Raw genomic sequence first — 18540 nt, 5'->3', positions numbered from 1 at the left:
CCCGAAGAGCTGGCATCCACCATGAGCATAACGGTGAGCTCCCGTTCCTCTTCAAACACCTTCACGTACGGGTGATTCATCCGGGCCGTTACATTCCAATCGATCGTTCGCACATCGTCACCGATGGAATACTCGCGCACCTCCGAAAAATCCATTCCCCGCCCCTTGAAAACGGAATGGTATTCTCCGGCGAAAACGTCGTTTACCACGCTTCGGGTCGTAATTTCAATACGCCGGACTTTTTTCAGAATTTCCTTTGGAACCATACAGAACTCATTTTTTATTGAAACGTTTTCATTCAGACGTGCCGGGGACGTTTTTTTTTACGGCACTTCAATATTGTTCAGTACCTTTCGAACCACATCTTCCGTTGAAATCTCCTCCGCTTCTGCTTCGTAGGTAACAATCACCCGGTGACGCAGGACGTCCATCCCGATGGCTCGGACGTCTTCCGGAGTGACGTAGCCCCGGTGGCGCAAAAAGGCGTGCGCTTTACTGGCCATGGCCAGATAAATGGATGCCCGCGGCGATCCGCCGTAGGCAATCAGCGGTTTTAAGTCGGCCAGCCCGTATTCATCGGGGTTTCGGGTGGCAAAGACAATGTCCACAATGTACCGCTCGATTTTTTCGTCAATGTAAATGTCCTTCACAACCGAACGTGCCCGTTTAATGGCCTCCGGCTTCACCACGGCCTGAATTTCGGGAAGAGCCCCCTTGGTGTTTCGCCGCATAATTTCCAGCTCTTCGTCTTTTGAGGGGTACCCGATATTCAATTTAAGCATGAAGCGATCCACCTGGGCTTCGGGCAGGGGATACGTTCCCTCCTGTTCGATGGGATTCTGTGTGGCCAGCACCAAAAAAGGGTCGTCCAGGGGGAATGTCGTTTCTCCGATGGTCACCTGCCGTTCCATCATGGCTTCCAGAAGGGCACTTTGCACCTTGGCAGGCGATCGGTTAATTTCATCAGCCAAAATCAGATTCGCAAAAATCGGCCCTTTTTTTACGCTGAACTTTCCATCCCTCTGATCGTAAATCTGCGTTCCCACCAGGTCAGCCGGGAGTAAATCGGGCGTAAACTGAATCCGCTGAAATTTTGTTTGAATGGCGGAAGAAAGCGTCTTAACCGCCATGGTTTTTGCCAGTCCCGGAACCCCCTCCAGAAGCACATGTCCGTTGGAAAGCAGACCGATCAGCAGCCGTTCGATCATGTAATTCTGTCCGACAATAACCTTGGAAATTTCCGTCATCAGAGAATCCACAAAGGTACTCTCTTTTTGAATCTTTTCGTGAATCGCTTGAATATCCTGTTGCATCGAACCTCCTTAAAAAACCCTCAGTTTTCAGTCTCTATTGAAGATGTCGTTTCGTCGTTTGCTTGATGGACTTTCCCCGCCGCGAGATAACGCTCCAGAATGGACTCTACCGTTCCGTAGATTTTCTCCAATTCCTCCCGGGAACCCGACCCGCCGGAGAAATTAATTTCATCCGCTACGCTTAAAACCTCTTTGGTCTGGGAAATTAGTTTTTCATCCATAGCCCGGTTTTGCATGTCTTTGAGAAGCTCCTGAGTGGTTGCCTGTTTGGCGGGAAGATTAAATTTTTCTGACAGATAACTTCGCAGCAGCTTGGAAAGTTTGGAAAATCCGTTCTTTAAGTCCGGATTTTCAAACGTAATTTGCTCTTTCAAATTCTTTAAATAGGTCTCTTCCAGAGGCGGTATTTCTTCAATTTCAAGAACCGGTTTTTTCGATTTCCGGTAGATCAGAAAAAACCAGAGAATTCCTGCAAAAATAATCACCAGTGCCGCGTACAGAACGGTCGCAGGCCAGTGGGTAGAGGAATGACTCTCCGGTACGGGATCGACAACCTTTAAACTGATTCTTTGTGTCACCAGGCTGTGTTCTTTTCCGCTGACGCGATCCTTGTATTTTACAATCACGCCTTCCACGTAGCCCATTCCAAGCTCACGCGGTTTAAGGATAAAGTCGTAATCCCGATGGGTGATGACCTGCCCGTTTACCACTTCCGTTTTATTGGAAGTAGACGTTCCGGTGATTTCGAAATTTGTGAGCGCCGGATTTTCGAAATCGATAATTTCATACCGATCCGGATCCCCTTGCCACACCAGCGACACATGAAGGGTCAGTGTGCGATTGAGCGGAACCGTCGTTCGATCCACCTGTGTGGAAACCGTTATGTTTTCCGGTGCGGGTTGTTGAGCGACTTTCAGAGAATCTTGTGCAAATGTTGTGTGGAAAACGAATAAAAAAACAAGCAGAGGGAAAAGGATTCTTTGTTTCATTGTTTTCTCCCAAAATATCATTGCACTTTTACTGATTTATTTCTTAAAAAGTTCCAACAAATAAAAAAAGCCGAGAAGTCTCCTGAAGGCAGGAGACCCAACGGCTTTTTAAAAAGTGAGTTCAAAAATAATTAGTTTGATTGCGTTTTTGCAGAATCATTTTCGGACTTCAAGAACTGAATACTGTTAATATCCTTTCCCATGTTTTTGAGCTCCCATTTTACCGATGTAGCCAGCTCATGAGTCGGATATTTTTTCAGAAAATCGTTGTAATATTTTCCTGCTTTTTTGTAATCTTTTATATCGTTCGCATAAATAAATCCAATTAAAAACAGAGATTGCGGGGCATATTCACTTTTGGGATAGGTTCGGATCAGACGCTCGTGCAAGCGAATGGCTTCATTTGATTTTTTCAGATTGTTTGCATACATCACAGCCGCTTTAAACAAGGCCTCCGGAGCTTTTTTGCTATTCGGGAACCGTCTTGACAGCGAGAGATAAACCTCTGCCGCCTTGTCGAACTGCTCATTGCGTTCGTACGTGTCTGCCTTGTCGAACAATTGCTTGTCCGTCAGCCTTTTCCCGCATTCGGTCGCGGAAAACACCAACCCGGCCAGCAACACCACACTCAACGCATAAATTGAGAATCGTTTCATTCGCCGATAACCTCCTTTTTTCAAGAAAAAGACCGGCATCCCGAAACCGGGATGCCTTCATCTGAAACCTATTTGATTATTTAAATTAGCCTGTTTTCTTTTCAAAATCAAGAAAATTTTCTCGGCGAACAACAATTACGTGATCTCCGGGCGCAAAGTTACCGGCGAGAATGCGTTTGGCCAGCTCATTGACAAGCAATTTCTGCATGACGCGTTTGAGCGGACGGGCGCCGAACGAGGGGTCATAGCCCAATTCGGCCAGCAATTCTCTCGCCTCTTCCGTCAATTCCAAGGTAATGCCCTGATCTTCCAACAAATCCTGAACATGTTTGAATTGCAAATCCACAATCTTCTTGATGTCTTCCCGGGTCAACGGATGAAAAACAATCACTTCATCCACACGATTTAGAAACTCAGGCCGCAGCGATTTTTGCAGTAACTGCAGCACCTCGTCTTTGATCTCCTGATACACGAGTTCCCGGTTTGCCTCGGTAATTCTCTGCGATTTTTCCATAATCAAGGGCGCACCCAGATTCGACGTCATAATGATAATCGTATTCTTGAAGTTTACGGTCCGGCCCTTGTTGTCCGTCAAGCGACCCTCATCCAGCACTTGCAGCAGAATGTTGAATACGTCGTGGTGCGCTTTCTCGATTTCATCCAGCAAAATAACCGAGTAGGGTTTTCGCCGAACGGCTTCCGTTAATTGGCCGCCCTCCTCGTATCCCACATATCCCGGAGGGGCTCCAATCAACCGGGACACCGAATGGCGTTCCATGTATTCAGACATGTCGATTCGAATCATCGCTTTTTCGTCATCGAACAGAAATTCCGCCAGTGCGCGGGCCAATTCCGTTTTTCCCACACCCGTTGTTCCCAGGAAAATGAATGAACCGATGGGCCGGTTGGGATCCTGAAGGCCGGCGCGTGCCCGGCGAATGGCATCGGAAACCGCCTGAATAGCCTCATCCTGTCCGATTACGCGCTGATGCAGGCGTTCCTCAATCTTGAGCAGTTTTTCCCGCTCCGATTCCAGCATTCGACTGACCGGAATGCCCGTCCAGCGCGAGACAATTTCAGCGATGTCTTCCTCATCCACTTCTTCCTTCAGCATCTTGCGGTCTTTTTGAATGTCCTGCAGCCGCTTGTTTTCCTCTTCCAATTGCTTCTGCAGTTCGACCAATGTTCCGTATTTGAGTTCGGCTGCCCGGGAAAGATCGCCATCCCGTTCGGCATGAGAAATCTGAATTTTCGTCTGTTCAATTTCTTCCTTAATGGCCTGAATTTTCTTGATGGCCGCTTTTTCCATTTCCCAGTGACTTTTCAGCTCACTTCGTTTCTCCTGGTAATTGGCCAGTTCTTCGTTAATCTTTTCGAGCCGCTTTTTTGCCGCCGCATTCTTATCACGCTTTACGGCTTCCCGCTCAATTTCAAGTTGCTTGATCCGGCGTTCGACCTCATCCAGTTCCTCCGGCATGCTGTCGATTTCGATTCGAAGCTTCGAAGCGGCCTCATCAATCAAATCAATCGCCTTGTCCGGCAAAAACCGATCGGTAATGTACCGGTGCGACAGGGTTGCCGCGGCAATGAGGGCGGAATCGGTGATCCGAACACCGTGGTGCACCTCGTACTTTTCTTTCAATCCGCGCAGGATCGAAATCGTGTCCTCTACCGACGGCTCTTCTACCAAAACCGGTTGAAACCGCCGTTCCAGAGCCGCATCCTTTTCGATGTATTTCCGGTATTCGTCGATCGTCGTCGCTCCGATCGCCCGTAGTTCACCCCGGGCCAGAGGCGGTTTCAGCATATTCGAGGCGTCCACGGCGCCTTCGGCCGCACCGGCTCCCACCAGTGTGTGGAGCTCGTCAATAAAGAGAATGACCTCTCCTTCGGATTCCACGACCTCTTTGATGACGGCTTTGAGCCGATCCTCAAATTCCCCGCGAAATTTTGCTCCGGCAATCAGGGACCCCAGATCGAGGGCCACAATCTTCTTGTTCTTCAACCCCTCGGGGACGTCGCCGCTGACGATCCGGTACGCAAGACCTTCCACAATGGCCGTTTTCCCCACACCGGGGTCGCCAATCAGTACGGGGTTGTTTTTGGTCCGGCGCGAAAGCACCTGAAGCACCCGCCGAATCTCTTCGTCACGGCCAATAACGGGATCCAATTTCCCCTTTCGCGCCAGATCGGTTAAGTCCCGTCCGTAGCGTTCCAGGGCCTGGTATTTGGCTTCCGGGTTTTGATCGGTCACGCGCTGCGATCCGCGAATGGCCTGCAACACCTTAAGAATATTGTCGTGGCTCAACCCTTCCCCGCGTAAGATTGAACCGGCTTCCCCCTGATCCTCGGACAAAGCCAGCATCAGATGCTCGGTGCTGATGTACTCATCCTTCAGATTATTGGCTTCCTTAAAAGCAGCCTCAAAAATCTGATTCAGGCGCTGCGAAATGTAGATATTCCCGATCCCCCCGGCGCCGTACACCTTGGGCAGTTTTTCAATGGCCTTTGTGGTCTGATCCTTAATCTGGTCCAGATTTGCGCCCAATTTTTTCACAACCGCCACAGGAATACCCTCGGCATCTTCCAGTAACGCCAGAAGCAAGTGCTCGGCGTCAATTTGCTGCTGATTCTTTTCAGAGGCCAACCGCTGCGCCTGCTGTAAGGCCTCCTGTGCTTTTAATGTAAATTTATCTAAAGTCATTTGTTGTCCCTCCTTTTTTGTGTGTTTAAACCACACATTTCGAAACTCACCTCGGCCGTAAGTCCCGAAATCCGTGGTCTAAAATGTTTTTCTCCTCACGGTCAAAAAGATCCTAATTTTCATTGCCGCGAATGCGCGAATTAAGTCAGATACTAAAACGGCGAGTAAAAGGATACTCGCCGTTTTCTCAGATCGTCATATCATTATTCTTTCGAATCCTTGTCATCCACGACCTCAAAATCGGCGTCTTCTACATTCTTTCCTTCTTCCGCCTTTTGTTCGGTTGTGGTGGCTTCTCCGGCTGTCGGGCCGCCTGCTTGCTGTCCACCCGCGGTAGCACGAGCGTACATCTTGCTTGAGATGTCACTCCAGGTCTGGTTCAGCGCATCCGTTGCCGATTTAATTTCGTTCATGTCCTCGCCCTTTATGGCTTCTCGCAAGCGCCCCATAGCCGCTTCAATCTTGCTCTTTTCATCCGGTTCCAGCTTGTCGGCCATCTCTTTCAGGTTTTTCTCCGTCTGGTAGAGCAATTGATCGGCCTGGTTTTTGGCCTCCACCATTTCTCTGCGTTTGCGGTCTTCCGCAGCATGCTCCTGGGCATCCCGCACCATCTTGTCGATCTCTTCCTTCGTCAATCCGGAGGAAGCTTCAATTCGAATGGATTGTTCCTTCCCCGTGGCCTTATCCTTGGCCGTTACGTTCAAAATTCCGTTCGCGTCGATGTCGAAAGTAACTTCGATTTGCGGAACACCACGCGGGGCCGGTGGAATGCCGTCCAGATGGAACCGTCCCAGCGATTTGTTGTAGGCCGCCAATTCGCGCTCACCCTGGAGAACATGAATCTCCACAGAGGTTTGATTGTCGGCCGCCGTGGTGAATACTTCACTCTTCCGGGTCGGAATGGTCGTATTCTTTTCAATTAACTTGGTGAATACGCCGCCCAGGGTTTCAATTCCCAGCGAAAGCGGAATCACATCCAGCAGCAAGACATCTTTTACCTCGCCGCTCAGCACAGCCCCTTGAATGGCCGCACCGATGGCAACCACTTCATCCGGGTTAACACCCTTGTGGGGTTCACGCTTGAAAAAGTCCTTCACCATTTGCTGGACCTTTGGAATTCGTGTCGATCCGCCAACCAGAATAACCTCGTTAATATCGTTCACCGTCATTCCGGCATCCTTCAGGGCCAGCCGGCACGGTTCAATCGTGCGTTCGAACAGATCGTCACAAAGCTGTTCAAATTTCGAACGCGTTAAGGTCATGGTCAAGTGTTTCGGACCGGATTCAGTGGCTGTAATAAACGGCAAATTAACGTCGGTCTGCATCACATTCGACAGCTCAATTTTCGCCTTTTCAGCCGCTTCTTTCAAACGCTGAAGCGCCATGGGATCTTTGGACAGATCCACGCCTTCCTGTTTTTTGAATTCATCCACCATCCAATCGATAATGCGCTTGTCGAAATCGTCGCCGCCCAAATGCGTGTCGCCGTTGGTGGATTTTACCTCGAAAACGCCTTCACCGATCTCCAGAATGGAAATATCAAACGTTCCGCCACCCAGGTCAAACACGGCGATTTTCTCGTCCTTTTTCTTGTCCAGTCCATAGGCCAAAGAGGCTGCCGTGGGTTCGTTGATAATTCTCCGCACATTCAAGCCTGCAATTTCTCCGGCCTCTTTGGTGGCTTTTCGCTGGCTGTCATTAAAATAGGCCGGCACCGTAATCACCGCATCCGTCACCTTTTCCCCCAGATAGTCCTCTGCGGTCTGTTTCATTTTCTGTAAAATCATCGCCGAAATTTCCTGCGGCGTGTAGGTTTTGTCCCCAATTTTTACAGAGGCCATTCCATTTTTACCAGCAACCACTTTATAGGGAACCTGTTTGATTTCTTCCTGAACTTCATTGTACATGCGCCCCATGAACCGTTTGATTGAAAAAACGGTGTTTTCGGGGTTTGTAATGGCCTGGCGTTTGGCCGGATGTCCAACCACGCGTTCTCCCGTTTTGAGAAAGGCCACCACAGAAGGGGTGGTCCGAAAACCCTCGTTATTCGGGATCACCGTTGGCTCTCCGCCGATGACCGCCGCCACACACGAGTTTGTCGTCCCCAAATCAATTCCAATTATTTTGCTCATACGTCTCAACCTCCTTTTCTGGTCATTTCATTGTAAGTCTTAAAAAATCTTCTTTATTTGATTTTAATCTCTTTTTCAACGATTGGCTTCTTGGGCAAATGGATTTCCAGAACGCCGTCCCGATACGATGCCCGAATGGCATCCTTGCGGATGTTTTTCGAGAATTGAAACTGCCGGACAAAATTTCCGGTAAACCGTTCTTTGTAAAGAACCTGTCCCCCGGTTTCTTCCGCAGTCCTGCGGGCCATCAGGGTTAAAACACCGTCATCGAAAACGACGTCCAATTCTTCCTTTTTAAAGCCCGGAACTTCCGCCCGAAGAATAAATTCCGTCTTATTTTCAAGAATGTCGACCTTGGGATACGCAGTCGTTGTATCATTGAATTCCACAAGTGGAAGTATGGGTTCTTCGTCTTTCACATTCAGTGAAAATATGTCTTTCAGTTCATCCACATCCGGATTTAAAATTCCCAATACCGTCATGAATCATTCCTCCTTTGTCAAAATTTCAGAATTGTGCTGTTTGCCTGATGAAGTGCAAGCACCGTGCCAAAATTGAGGATGGGGGTAAGTTAGGGTCTTATCTATTTATTTTCAATAGATTAAATATTATTGGAGAGAGATAACCCGGAGCAGATTTTCAGGAAAAGGTCTGACATTCTGTCAAGCCGTGCAAAGCATCTCTGACAGATATTTTGGAATAAAATAAAAAAGTCCTGCATCGCCTGCAAGACTTTTTCAAACCCAGCCCAGTTTTTAAGGGATCATTTTGATTCTTTGGAAACAGGTTTTTGGGCAGCGGCGGGTTTGGAATCCGTTCCGTTTTTGCCAGAATCCGCCTTTCCATTTCCATTTCCGTTCGAAGAAGGACTTGAATTCTTGTGTTTGTAATCGGTAATATAAAAACCCGACCCCTTAAAGATAACACCGTAACTGGAGCTGATGAGTTTTCTTACAGGGCCGCCGCATTTGGGGCACACCTTAATCGGCTCATCGTGAATGGATTGGAACTCTTCAAACATGTAATCACAGGATTCACATTTGTACTCGTATGTCGGCATCTTACCACCTCCGAAATTTGACCGTCCAAATCTTAAGATTTTAAATATATGCTAAATTCATTCAAGGAGCAAGTTTTTTCTGCCCGGTTTTGCGCCGCTCAGACTGTTCAGACGCACACAGCCCTGAAGCTATTCCGTTCAGAGTTCAGGACGCAGCCTGTTCCTTTTCCATTTTTTCAGTGCATGCCTTACAATACCGGCACGTTGGAATGGCTTCCAGACGGCTTTCTTCAATTGGCTGACCACAGCTCTCGCAAATTCCATACGTGCCATTCAGAATTTTCTGAAGAGCCACTTGTATTTCCCTTAACTCCTCGGCATCGTGGTTCAAAAAACCGGTCAGATATTCCTTTTGCTCTTCCAAGGTCGATTTCTCTTCATATTCTGCCACCGAGGGAGAATTGAGCTCCGCCATTTGAGATTCCATTTCACCCAGTTCATTTCGAATGCGGTCATATTCAGCCAAAAGCTTTTTCGTGAAATGTTTGAGTTTTTCATCATCCATGGCCATCCCTTCCTTTCTATCGACAGCTATCTTTTTTCAATGAGCCGGTAATTTCCGTTTCCCGATTGATCGAAAAAAACAAATTTCCGTTTTAATTGATTGTATCTCCAGATCTCATAATCACGAGATTGGTTGTCCACTTGATGCTCCACGGAATCCGGCGGGCCGTACAGGATGTAAATCCTGCCGCGGTCGGAACGCCAGCCCTGCTGGCTCAGCACCTCGAAGTGCCGATTTGCGTAAGTTACCCGCCGATAATATTCCCGCTGCAATTCATTCATTTCTGTACCCGGTGTGGGATCCACCCCTTTCCAGAATCGCTCAAAAAGCTTCTTCTTCTCTGAAAAGGATTTTGCCTGTTTCATCCGGCTAAATACGTCCGGAGGGGCAATGTACACCAGCGTTTCAATGGCCGTATCAAGCTCCCCTTCACTATCAAATTCCATGGCTTTCCAAACCTCAAAAGCCGTTCGCTCCGTTCGTTTCTTTCGTTCTCCGGGGACAAGGGCCTCCACCCAGTACGACCCCGACTTCAGGGAATCGACCCGAACCAAGGGTGCAAAACGGAACAATCTTTTTTCCCCGGACACACGAAGTGTGTCTCGCTGAAAAATCTTCTTATTCTCCCGATTCCGGATTTGGAACAAAATAATCCGGCTTCCGGGCACATTTTTGATCACCTCAAAAACGGCATAAAAATTTCTCGCAAAAATATTCGACACATTGGGTTGAAAGGAAACGCCCTTTTCCTCGGTATGCAAAAGGGAATCCTGAAGAATAATGGAACTGATGCCAAGAGGCAGGGTTTTGAAATCCTTAATCGTAATCGGGATTTCCTTGTAAAACGGTTTTTTCACATGCGCATCTTCCACCATGAAAACCAATCGGTATTTTCCGGGAGAACGAAGAATTTCCGTTTGAAAACTGTCCAGATTACTCTGCAGGTTTGTTTCTTCAAACGTACGCACAAACACCGTGCGATCCCATTGTTTCTTAAACAAAATATCCTTTTTCTTCTGATCAAACAAATAGATGGAAAACGAATAGCTGGCCTGAAATCCGGAATCCACACGGACAAAAATGAGTTCATCGTATGGAACGGTAATGGAAATCGCGCATTGGGATTGATTTAAATCGGCTGACGGGAAATTGGCGATCTGAAAATAGTAATCCACCCGGGCAGGGTTTTTTTTATGAGTGAATTCTGCATGCGCTGTTGAAAAAAGGAGAAAGAAGCATAAAACCGTTCCCATTTGTTTCTGAAGTTTTTTCACCATTTTAACGATCCCAATCCGCCTTTCGTGCGTTTTCAATCCGTGCAAGGTATTTTCCCCGGCTGATTTTGCTTTTTCCGAAATATCATCCCTAACCTGCATTATTCATAAATATTCGCCACGAAAACCCTAAGTTACGAAGGTTATTACAATTATAATAATTAGCTATTTGAAGCTCAGTTTATTTTGTATATTTTCCTGTTTCAATGAATATTTATTTATCTTTTCGTTTATTATACCTTTGTGTCTTCGTAACTTTGTGACTAATGAATTATTCAGGTTAAAGAATTTTTGGGAAGCTGGCGTCGAACGCCAGCCTCCCCTGTTGAGCGATGAGCAAAATTTGGACACATCTATTTTTTATTTTTTCTTCGGGACTTCAATGGCCACAAAGAAATTATCCTTGCCTCGCTGCACCAGCAGTAAAACCACATCTCCCGGGTGCAATTTAGAGACGATCTTCTTGTAATCGTCCACATTTTTAACCGGTTTTCGGTTCACTTCCCGGATCAGATCGCCCTCTTTCAGACCCTTCTTGGCCGCCGGCCCATAAGGATCGATACTGGTAATGACCACGCCTTTGGATTTTTCATAGCCGAATTTTTTCGCCAGATCCGGCGTTAAGTTCGACACTTCCATTCCAAAGTCAATTTCATTGGCCTGGCTGATAACCGTCTTTGTTTTTTGTTGTCCCGGCATTTCACCCAGCTTCACCGTGATTGTTTTTTCCTTACCGTTCCGCATAATCAACAGCTTCACCTTTGTACCCGGCATGGCCTGAGCCACCATAAAAGCCAGGTTGCTGGGCCCGGTGACATCTCTTCCGTTGAATTTCAAAATTACATCCGATACCTTAATTCCGGCTTTCTCTGCCGGGCTGCCCTTGGTTACTTCCGAAACCACCACACCCTGGTTTTTCTCCAGACCAAGAGCCTTGGCCAAATCTTCATCTACTGCCTGAATTTGAACACCCAGCCATCCGCGAATCACGTGGCCTTTGGTTTTCAGATCGTGTGTGACCTTTTTAACCATATTAATCGGAATGGCAAATCCGATTCCGGCAAAGGCCCCTGAAGGCGCCACAATGGCCGTGTTAATACCAATCACTTCACCCTTTAAATTGATGAGCGCTCCGCCGCTGTTCCCCGGGTTAATCGGAGCGTCGGTTTGAATGTAATTCTCGTAATAGGACAGATTCAGATCCGAACGGCCCAACGCACTGATAATTCCCTTGGTAACCGTTTGGTGCAACTGCTGGGAAAACGGATTGCCTATGGCCAGTACCCATTCGCCGACCTTCAATTGGGAAGAGTCTCCCAATTTGGCTACCGGCAGGTTTTTGGCCTTAATTTTGATCAGGGCAATATCGGTTTTGGCATCGGTTCCAATAACCTTGGCCTTGTGAATAACGCCATCGGTGGTTTTTACTTGAATATCATCGGCACCGCTTACCACGTGGTTGTTGGTGATAATGTAACCATCGGAAGAAATGATTACGCCGGAGCCCATGCCTTTTTGATGGAATTCTTCATATTGGGGTGCTTTTTTCTTGGGTTGCTGAGGCATCCCCTGTCCAAACTGGTTAAAAAAATCGGGGCCGAAAAAGAAATCAAACGGCGATTGAAGGCGCCGCATTTTGATGACCTTTTCGCTAAAAATGGTGACGACCGCCGGTTTTACCTTTTCTGCCGCATTTTCGAAAATCGAATTTAATTGATTCATAAACGCATCATTTGAAAGCCCCGTCTGGGATTGGGGATTTTGTGAAGGTGAAGACGCCGGATTTGTCTCAACGGCAGCTGAAGCATGGTTTGACGCCAGACTGTTGTGCGTGAAATTAAAGTCCGATGTAATAATAATCGTTACCAGACTTCCAACCACTAATGCTGCTGCGACCAATACAGCCACCCATTTCTTTTTCATAATGGACCTCCCTGCTATTAAATGAATGTTTATTTCCCCGCTTTTTCAAATTCACGGAGTAATTCCTTTTGGCGTTCGTTCAAAACTTTTGGTATTTGAACGTTTATTTTCACATATTGATCCCCTTTTCTTCCATCGGGGGTCTGAATTCCCATTCCTTTCAACCGAAACATCTGCCCGCATTGGGTTCCGGGCGGAATTTTCAGCTCGGCCTTTTTCCCGTGGACGGTTTTTACACGAATTTTGGTGCCCAGCATGGCCTGCACCACACCAATCGGAACCTCGCAATACACATCATGACCTTTTCGCTCAAAGAAACGGTGTTTCCCCACACGAATGGTTACAAGCATATCGCCCGTTTTCCCGCCGGGACCCGGCAGTCCCTGTCCGGCTATCCGGAGCTGAGTTCCATCTTCCACGCCGGGGGGAATCGTAATGGACAGGTTTTTGTGCTGTCCGTTTAAATCGACCACAAACTGATACGGACCGCCCTTAACGGCCGTTTCAAAAGGGATTTCGAGCTGAACATGGACATCCTGTCCCGGTGCCGTGCGGCGCCTGGTGCGCGTAAACGTGTCGCGCCCGCCTCCAAATAGACGGGAAAACAGATCGTCCAGATCAAATGGCGTTCCATCCGTGAAGGTTGTTCCTCCCCCGGGGTGGCCGCCAAATTCAAAATGAATTCCACCCAGATCACCAAAATCATCAAAGTTAATTCCGCCTCCCGGAGTCGGCCCGCCGTACTTTCGCAGTTGATCGTATTTGGCCCGTTTTTCCTTGTCGCTTAAAACGTCGTAGGCCTCGGCAATATCCTTAAATTTTTCCTCAGCCGCTTTGTCTCCGGGATGAGAATCGGGGTGATATTGTTTCGCCAAATTTCGATAAGCCTTCTTAATCTCCGCATCTGTCGCATTCTCACTCACGCCCAATATTTTATAATAATCTTTCAATTCCATTACCTATCACCCCCACTCTATTTTTTCTGACCCACTTTGACTTTTGCCGGACGAAGAAGTTTCCCTTTGTAACGGTACCCTTTCAACCAGGTATCCAGAACCTTTCCATCCATGTGATCACCGGTTTCTTCCACAGAGACGGCTTCATGCACATTGGGATCAAATGTGCTGCCCTCGTCGCTGAAGGATTCCAATCCGTGCGCCTGAAGCGTTGACAAGAGATTTTTGTAGATCATCTCCATTCCCTGACGCAGGGATTGTTCCGAGGCGTCAGAGTTTAACAGGCGCTCCATATCGTCAAGAATGGGAAGCAGGGTTTTGAACACATCCCCGCGGACATAATCATAAACCTCTTCCCGTTCCTTTTGGACGCGTTTTCGGTAATTGTCGAATTCCGCCTTCAACCGCTTGAGCATGTGAAGGCATTCATCCAGTTGAATATCCTGCCGGGATGCAGGTCGTCCCTGAGTCCTCGCATCGTACCCATCCACTGGCTTCGACATCCCGGCAGGTTTCTGAGAGTCCCCGGACTCTGCGGCTTGCCCAGAATCCGAATCTATTTCCTGATCGGATCGCGGTGGATCCGATTCGTTATGTTCGTGTTCCTGATCATAGTCGATCGGAATCGAATACACATTTTTATCCTCTGCGTTTTGCATAAATATCCCTCCGCTTCAGTTTTTTAAACAGTCGTTCATCTTATTCGATATGATAAATAATCCGAATCCCGTAATCATTTCCCCGATCATCCGAATAGGTTACCCATTGAATCAATCCCTCATGCACCTGCTCAGGAACGTGCACGGTTAGCGAAACATCTTTCAACAGATATCCCCGTCCCCAACACAGAGAACACACACCGGATCGCGTCCATCCGGTTCCCCCGCAGGCCGAACACGCAATCGGGATTGAAAATTTGATTTCAAATTCCTTTTCACGGTTTGCTTTTCCGGAATCGAGAAACACATCAAATTCCAGTTCGTAATCCCCCTGATCTCCTGTCTGAAAGGGAGATTTCCAGAAATCACTAAAAAACTCATCAAGACCCCAGTTTAAATTCCAGGGTACCGCCGGCTCAACCCTCCCGGTCCGCTCGTATTCTTCTTGCTCCAAACGTTTATCGTAATCCGCCCGTTTCTTCTGGTCAGAGAGGATCGAATAGGCTTCATTGACACGTTTCAGTTTTTCTTCATCCCCTTCTTTTCCCTTATCGGGGTGGTATTTTTTGGCCAGCTGCCGAAAGGCTTTTTTAATCGTGGCCTGATCGGCATTTCGATCAATCCCCAGGATCAAATAGAAATCGTCCAAAGCCATCTTTTCCGCTCCTCCTCACAAAACTGACTCATGGAGTGGATTCACCAAAGCATGTTCTTTTCCGTTTTTTCAAAAGCGAAAAAGAAGATCATTCGGGTCAGTCGATTTATTAACGCCGCTGCAAAGAAATAAGTTTCTATTTCAATCCTGGATATCTGCCAATTCACGTTTACCCCATAAAAAAAGGGAGCCTGAAAATAAATTATCCCCCAATTTGCTCCCTGCCATCAGAAATCATTAAAAATCAAGCGCGGGGTAGCCTGCCATAACCAATCCTCAAAGAGAATTAGTTATGAGGGTTTGTGACCCAGTGCAGGTCCCGCGCTTTAAAAGCATTCAATTATTCCGTTGCAATCGGAATTTCCTTGGTCTTGGCTTCTTCCCGTTTCGGCAAACGAATCTTTAACACACCATCCTTAAACGTCGCCTTGATTTTGGAAGCGTCCACAATTGCCGGCAGGGTAAATGTCCGCTGAAACGCACCATAGGTTCTTTCAATCCGATGATAATTTTCATCCTTGGTCTCTTTTTGCTGTTTTTTCTCACCTTTGATCGTCAGCATGTTGTCCTGAACCGACAATTTGATGTCATCTTTTTTAACACCCGGAAGCTCAGCCGTAACAACCAGATCGTGTTCCGTCTCGGAAATATCAACGGCGGGCATCCACACACCTTCCGCACCCGTTTCCGCTCCGAATTTCTCCGGTAAAGATCCAAAGAAATCATCGAACAAACGGTTCATTTCATCCCGAATGCCCAAAAGATCTCCGGCTGGTCTCCATCGAACGATTGCCATGGTTTATCACCTCCCATTTTTTTTAATTCCTTAAAAATTCGTTTACTTCATTTCATTTGCTTTCGCCTATGATCTTTGCAAGAGGCGTGCCAAAATTGATTATCGATTTATTTATATTATTTTTCAATGAGTTAGAGTCTATCTTGCAAGACAATCTACAGGACAGACATTCTGTCAGATTTTCAGAGAACGCCGGTTAATTTGTCAGATTTTCTGTCAGTTGTCTGAATATTTACAGAAACACAATGGCCGGCAGGAATTTGTCTTGCGAATAAAAATATTTTTTTTAACTTTAGAGAAAGTATTTCAAATAGGTGAATGATTTGTCAACTTGCGCCTGGTCTAAAACGCTTATTTCACGAATTTTACAGGATTTTTGATGATCAAAAGATTTCCGCGCGGAGTCAATTCGGCCCTGCTCACCCTATTTTTTTCATTGGTTTTGGTCTCTCAAACTCAGGCCCGTTCTTTCGCCAGGGAGATTCAAAATTTACCGATTCGAGCGCTTTGGGTCACCCGATGGGATTACCATTCCAGACATGATATTTCAAAAATCGTCGAAAACGCGCGATGGGCCGGTTTTACCGACCTCTTTTTCCAGGTGCGGGGGAACGCAACCACCTTTTATCCATCCCGGTTTGAGCCGCGTGCAGGTGAGTTGTCCGACACGCTGGACGGGTGGGACCCGCTGTTGAATGCCACGGCGCAGGCCCACCTGGCCGGTCTCCGCATTCATGCCTGGCTGAATATTTTTCCGGGCTGGAGGGGGCTTCACCCGCCCCAAAACCCGCGTCAGCTCTGGAATGCGCACCCCGACTGGTTTTTACGGCTCACCCATCAAAAGGCCCTTTCCCTGAATTCCCATTACGTTTGGCTGAATCCCGTTTTGCCAGAGGTCCAAAATCACCTGAAAAATGTCGTGCTGGAAGTGGCCCGTGTTTACAATGTGGACGGCATTCATTTTGACTATTTTCGCTACCCGGGCCCGGGAGATTTTCCGAGTGATTCCAGTTTTTCGAATTTGCGGCGCCTCTTTCCTTTCAGGAACTCTACGGAAGCCGACTGGGATGCCTTCCGGAGAAATCAAATCTCCCACTTTCTGAAAATGTGCCGGGATTCCCTGCAAAAAGAAAATCCCGCATTGATTTTGTCAGGGGCTATTCTCGGAGACATTCTGCTGGGCCGGCGGGTTTTCTTTCAGGACAGCCCGCGTTGGGTTGCCGAGCACTGGCTGGACTGGGTGGTACCCATGACGTACACGTCCGATACCCTTCAATTTCGCCACTGGCTCGGGAACTTTTCCGATTTTCCCCGGCAGGCTGTTCTTCCCGGTCTCATGGTGAAATCGGTTTCAGATGCTGAAAAAGAATTGTCGCTTACCCGGGATTTTGGCTTTTCCGGATTTTCCTTTTTCAGTTACGGGTCCCTTTTCCCCAATCACCGGCCCAATTCTCTTGCATTCTACTTCCACACAACCTTTCAAAACCACTTGCCCGTTCCGCCCCTTTCGCTGAACCGGAACCGGAGGAAATGGCCCTATCCGGAAAAGATTCTCTTTCCCACGGGCAATTTTCCACTGTTTTCACGTGAACGGGCCCGGGTTTTCTTTGCGGAACCAGTGGCCGCACGCGCGCGATTTTTCAGCCTTCAATGGACATATCCGGATTCCGGCCGTACGTGGAACCGATCCCCTCTGGAAGCCGTAAGGGGAAATCCGAAACAATTGCGCACGACCCTTCCCCTCACACTTACAAAAGCCACGGAAAATCTGACCCTTAAAATCGCTTTCCAGCCGGATTCGGGAAAGTCCGCAAAAATCCTGCGTTCTTTTCACTTTCCCGTGGCGCCGAAAATCAGTCCCTACTACTTTTCCTCATTCTGGGGAACACCCGTCAAGGGTGCCCGACGGATTTTGGTCACCCGGAATCACGTCGTCTACATCCCTGCCGGCGACCAAATTGTGGTCCTGGATTCCACCGGTAAGGAAACACCCTTTTCGCCCATCACCGCAGGCCTCGATCACCGCGGGCACAGGATGACGCTGCGATCGTGTTACGGCATTGTACAAATTCCTTCCGGAGAAATTGCGGTAACAGGGTTTAACGGCGGCGGCCACATTTTCCGATTTCAAGCGGAAACCGGACGCCCCCTTCCGGCCATCCCCTTAAAATTCTTTCCGGGGGATATGGCGGCAGACACGCTGGGGCATTATTTTGTGCTGGAAGCCGAAAACAGCCAGTGGCACGTTCTGGATCAAAACGGCTTCGAGCTTTCGGGCAGCCCCGTCAGCGGAAGCCACCGCAGCTACGGAATCGCCGTCAGCCCCGATGGCCGGTCGGTTTTTGTCAGCTGCCGGAGCGACGGAAAGGTGCACCACTGGGTGGGTGACGTCTCGATGGGAGAAGCCCGTTACCGCCAGCTTCGTGATTTACCGGTTCGGGATGTTGGATTCGGGACGCTTACGTTGCTTTCTCCCACCCGACTGCTTATTTGTGAGCCGGATCTCGGGTACATTTCCGTCTGGAACATTCGGCAGTATTCCCTTCAGGAAGTCCTTCACAGCCCCTTCCTTCGGGCACCGCGAGCCGTTGCGGAAATCCCCGGCACGAGTGATCTTCTCATTCTGGAAACATCCGGCCAAACGCCTGTGCGTCAGGTAAAATTTAGCCGGGAGTGATTCCGCAAAGACGGATTAAAATCCGGCAAAAAAGATTCGCGCATTCCCGGCTTTTTGATTCTTGGCGTGAAGGCCTTCTGGCAGGTGTACCTTTTGCTGCCACTGGATCCGTACGTGACGAAAGCAGGCCGTTTTCCACCACATTTTACAGCAGATACCAGTCCACCAGTTTTTCCGCCAACGGAGCCACACCAGGCGCCTTTCGGTTCGTCAAAATAATCACGGTGAAATGATCATCAGG

The 18540-nt window shown here is 48.1% G+C and carries 16 protein-coding genes; 1 reads left to right on the top strand and 15 read right to left on the bottom strand.

What is annotated here, in order from left to right; genetic code table 11:
• The 15 genes from GXO76_11330 to GXO76_11260 all read right to left on the bottom strand — a co-directional run.
• A partial coding sequence (locus GXO76_11330) for a DUF58 domain-containing protein (GenBank protein NOY78448.1) occupies positions 1 to 266 on the bottom strand: 266 nt, incomplete at its 3' end.
• A 57-nt stretch (positions 267 to 323) separates the two neighbouring features.
• Positions 324 to 1313: a MoxR family ATPase gene (locus GXO76_11325; GenBank protein NOY78447.1), complete on the bottom strand. Its 990-nt coding sequence runs from the start codon at positions 1311 to 1313 to the stop codon at positions 324 to 326.
• A gap of 20 nt (positions 1314 to 1333) precedes the next feature.
• Positions 1334 to 2302 carry a protein BatD gene (locus GXO76_11320; protein ID NOY78446.1) on the bottom strand — a complete coding sequence of 323 codons (969 nt, stop codon included), beginning with the start codon at positions 2300 to 2302 and terminating at the stop codon, positions 1334 to 1336.
• A 131-nt stretch (positions 2303 to 2433) separates the two neighbouring features.
• Positions 2434 to 2958 carry a tetratricopeptide repeat protein gene (locus GXO76_11315; protein NOY78445.1) on the bottom strand — a complete coding sequence of 175 codons (525 nt, stop codon included), beginning with the start codon at positions 2956 to 2958 and terminating at the stop codon, positions 2434 to 2436.
• An 85-nt stretch (positions 2959 to 3043) separates the two neighbouring features.
• The gene (clpB, locus tag GXO76_11310) at positions 3044 to 5662 is read right to left on the bottom strand and encodes an ATP-dependent chaperone ClpB (GenBank protein ID NOY78444.1); all 2619 of its coding nucleotides are present in this window, start codon (positions 5660 to 5662) and stop codon (positions 3044 to 3046) included.
• A 203-nt stretch (positions 5663 to 5865) separates the two neighbouring features.
• Positions 5866 to 7794, bottom strand: a complete 1929-nt coding sequence (gene dnaK / locus GXO76_11305; protein ID NOY78443.1) for a molecular chaperone DnaK — start codon at positions 7792 to 7794, stop codon at positions 5866 to 5868.
• 53 nt (positions 7795 to 7847) lie between these two features.
• The gene (locus GXO76_11300; GenBank protein NOY78442.1) at positions 7848 to 8276 is read right to left on the bottom strand and encodes an Hsp20/alpha crystallin family protein; all 429 of its coding nucleotides are present in this window, start codon (positions 8274 to 8276) and stop codon (positions 7848 to 7850) included.
• Between the two features lie 281 nt (positions 8277 to 8557).
• A complete protein-coding gene (locus GXO76_11295) occupies positions 8558 to 8854 on the bottom strand; it encodes a zinc ribbon domain-containing protein (GenBank protein NOY78441.1) in 297 nt (98 codons plus the stop codon).
• A 145-nt stretch (positions 8855 to 8999) separates the two neighbouring features.
• Positions 9000 to 9281 carry a hypothetical protein gene (locus GXO76_11290; GenBank protein ID NOY78440.1) on the bottom strand — a complete coding sequence of 94 codons (282 nt, stop codon included), beginning with the start codon at positions 9279 to 9281 and terminating at the stop codon, positions 9000 to 9002.
• 104 nt (positions 9282 to 9385) lie between these two features.
• Positions 9386 to 10636 carry a GWxTD domain-containing protein gene (locus tag GXO76_11285; GenBank protein NOY78439.1) on the bottom strand — a complete coding sequence of 417 codons (1251 nt, stop codon included), beginning with the start codon at positions 10634 to 10636 and terminating at the stop codon, positions 9386 to 9388.
• 357 nt (positions 10637 to 10993) lie between these two features.
• Positions 10994 to 12556: a DegQ family serine endoprotease gene (locus tag GXO76_11280; GenBank protein NOY78438.1), complete on the bottom strand. Its 1563-nt coding sequence runs from the start codon at positions 12554 to 12556 to the stop codon at positions 10994 to 10996.
• Positions 12557 to 12585: 29 nt separating this feature from the next.
• Positions 12586 to 13512 (bottom strand): DnaJ domain-containing protein, encoded by a 927-nt coding sequence (locus GXO76_11275; GenBank protein NOY78437.1) that lies wholly within the window; start codon positions 13510 to 13512, stop codon positions 12586 to 12588.
• A gap of 17 nt (positions 13513 to 13529) precedes the next feature.
• Entirely contained in the window at positions 13530 to 14171 is a 642-nt protein-coding gene (locus tag GXO76_11270; protein NOY78436.1) for a nucleotide exchange factor GrpE, read from the bottom strand.
• A gap of 40 nt (positions 14172 to 14211) precedes the next feature.
• Entirely contained in the window at positions 14212 to 14826 is a 615-nt protein-coding gene (locus tag GXO76_11265; protein NOY78435.1) for a DnaJ domain-containing protein, read from the bottom strand.
• Between the two features lie 340 nt (positions 14827 to 15166).
• Entirely contained in the window at positions 15167 to 15622 is a 456-nt protein-coding gene (locus GXO76_11260) for an Hsp20/alpha crystallin family protein (protein NOY78434.1), read from the bottom strand.
• A gap of 379 nt (positions 15623 to 16001) precedes the next feature.
• Between GXO76_11260 and GXO76_11255 the strand changes: the two genes are divergently transcribed.
• Entirely contained in the window at positions 16002 to 18299 is a 2298-nt protein-coding gene (locus tag GXO76_11255) for a family 10 glycosylhydrolase (GenBank protein ID NOY78433.1), read from the top strand.
• Positions 18300 to 18540: the final 241 nt, after the last annotated feature.

Source organism: Calditrichota bacterium (assembly GCA_013151735.1).
Taxonomy (GTDB): Bacteria; Zhuqueibacterota; JdFR-76; order JdFR-76; family BMS3Abin05; genus BMS3Abin05.
This window is presented reverse-complemented; position numbering and strand designations above follow the sequence as displayed.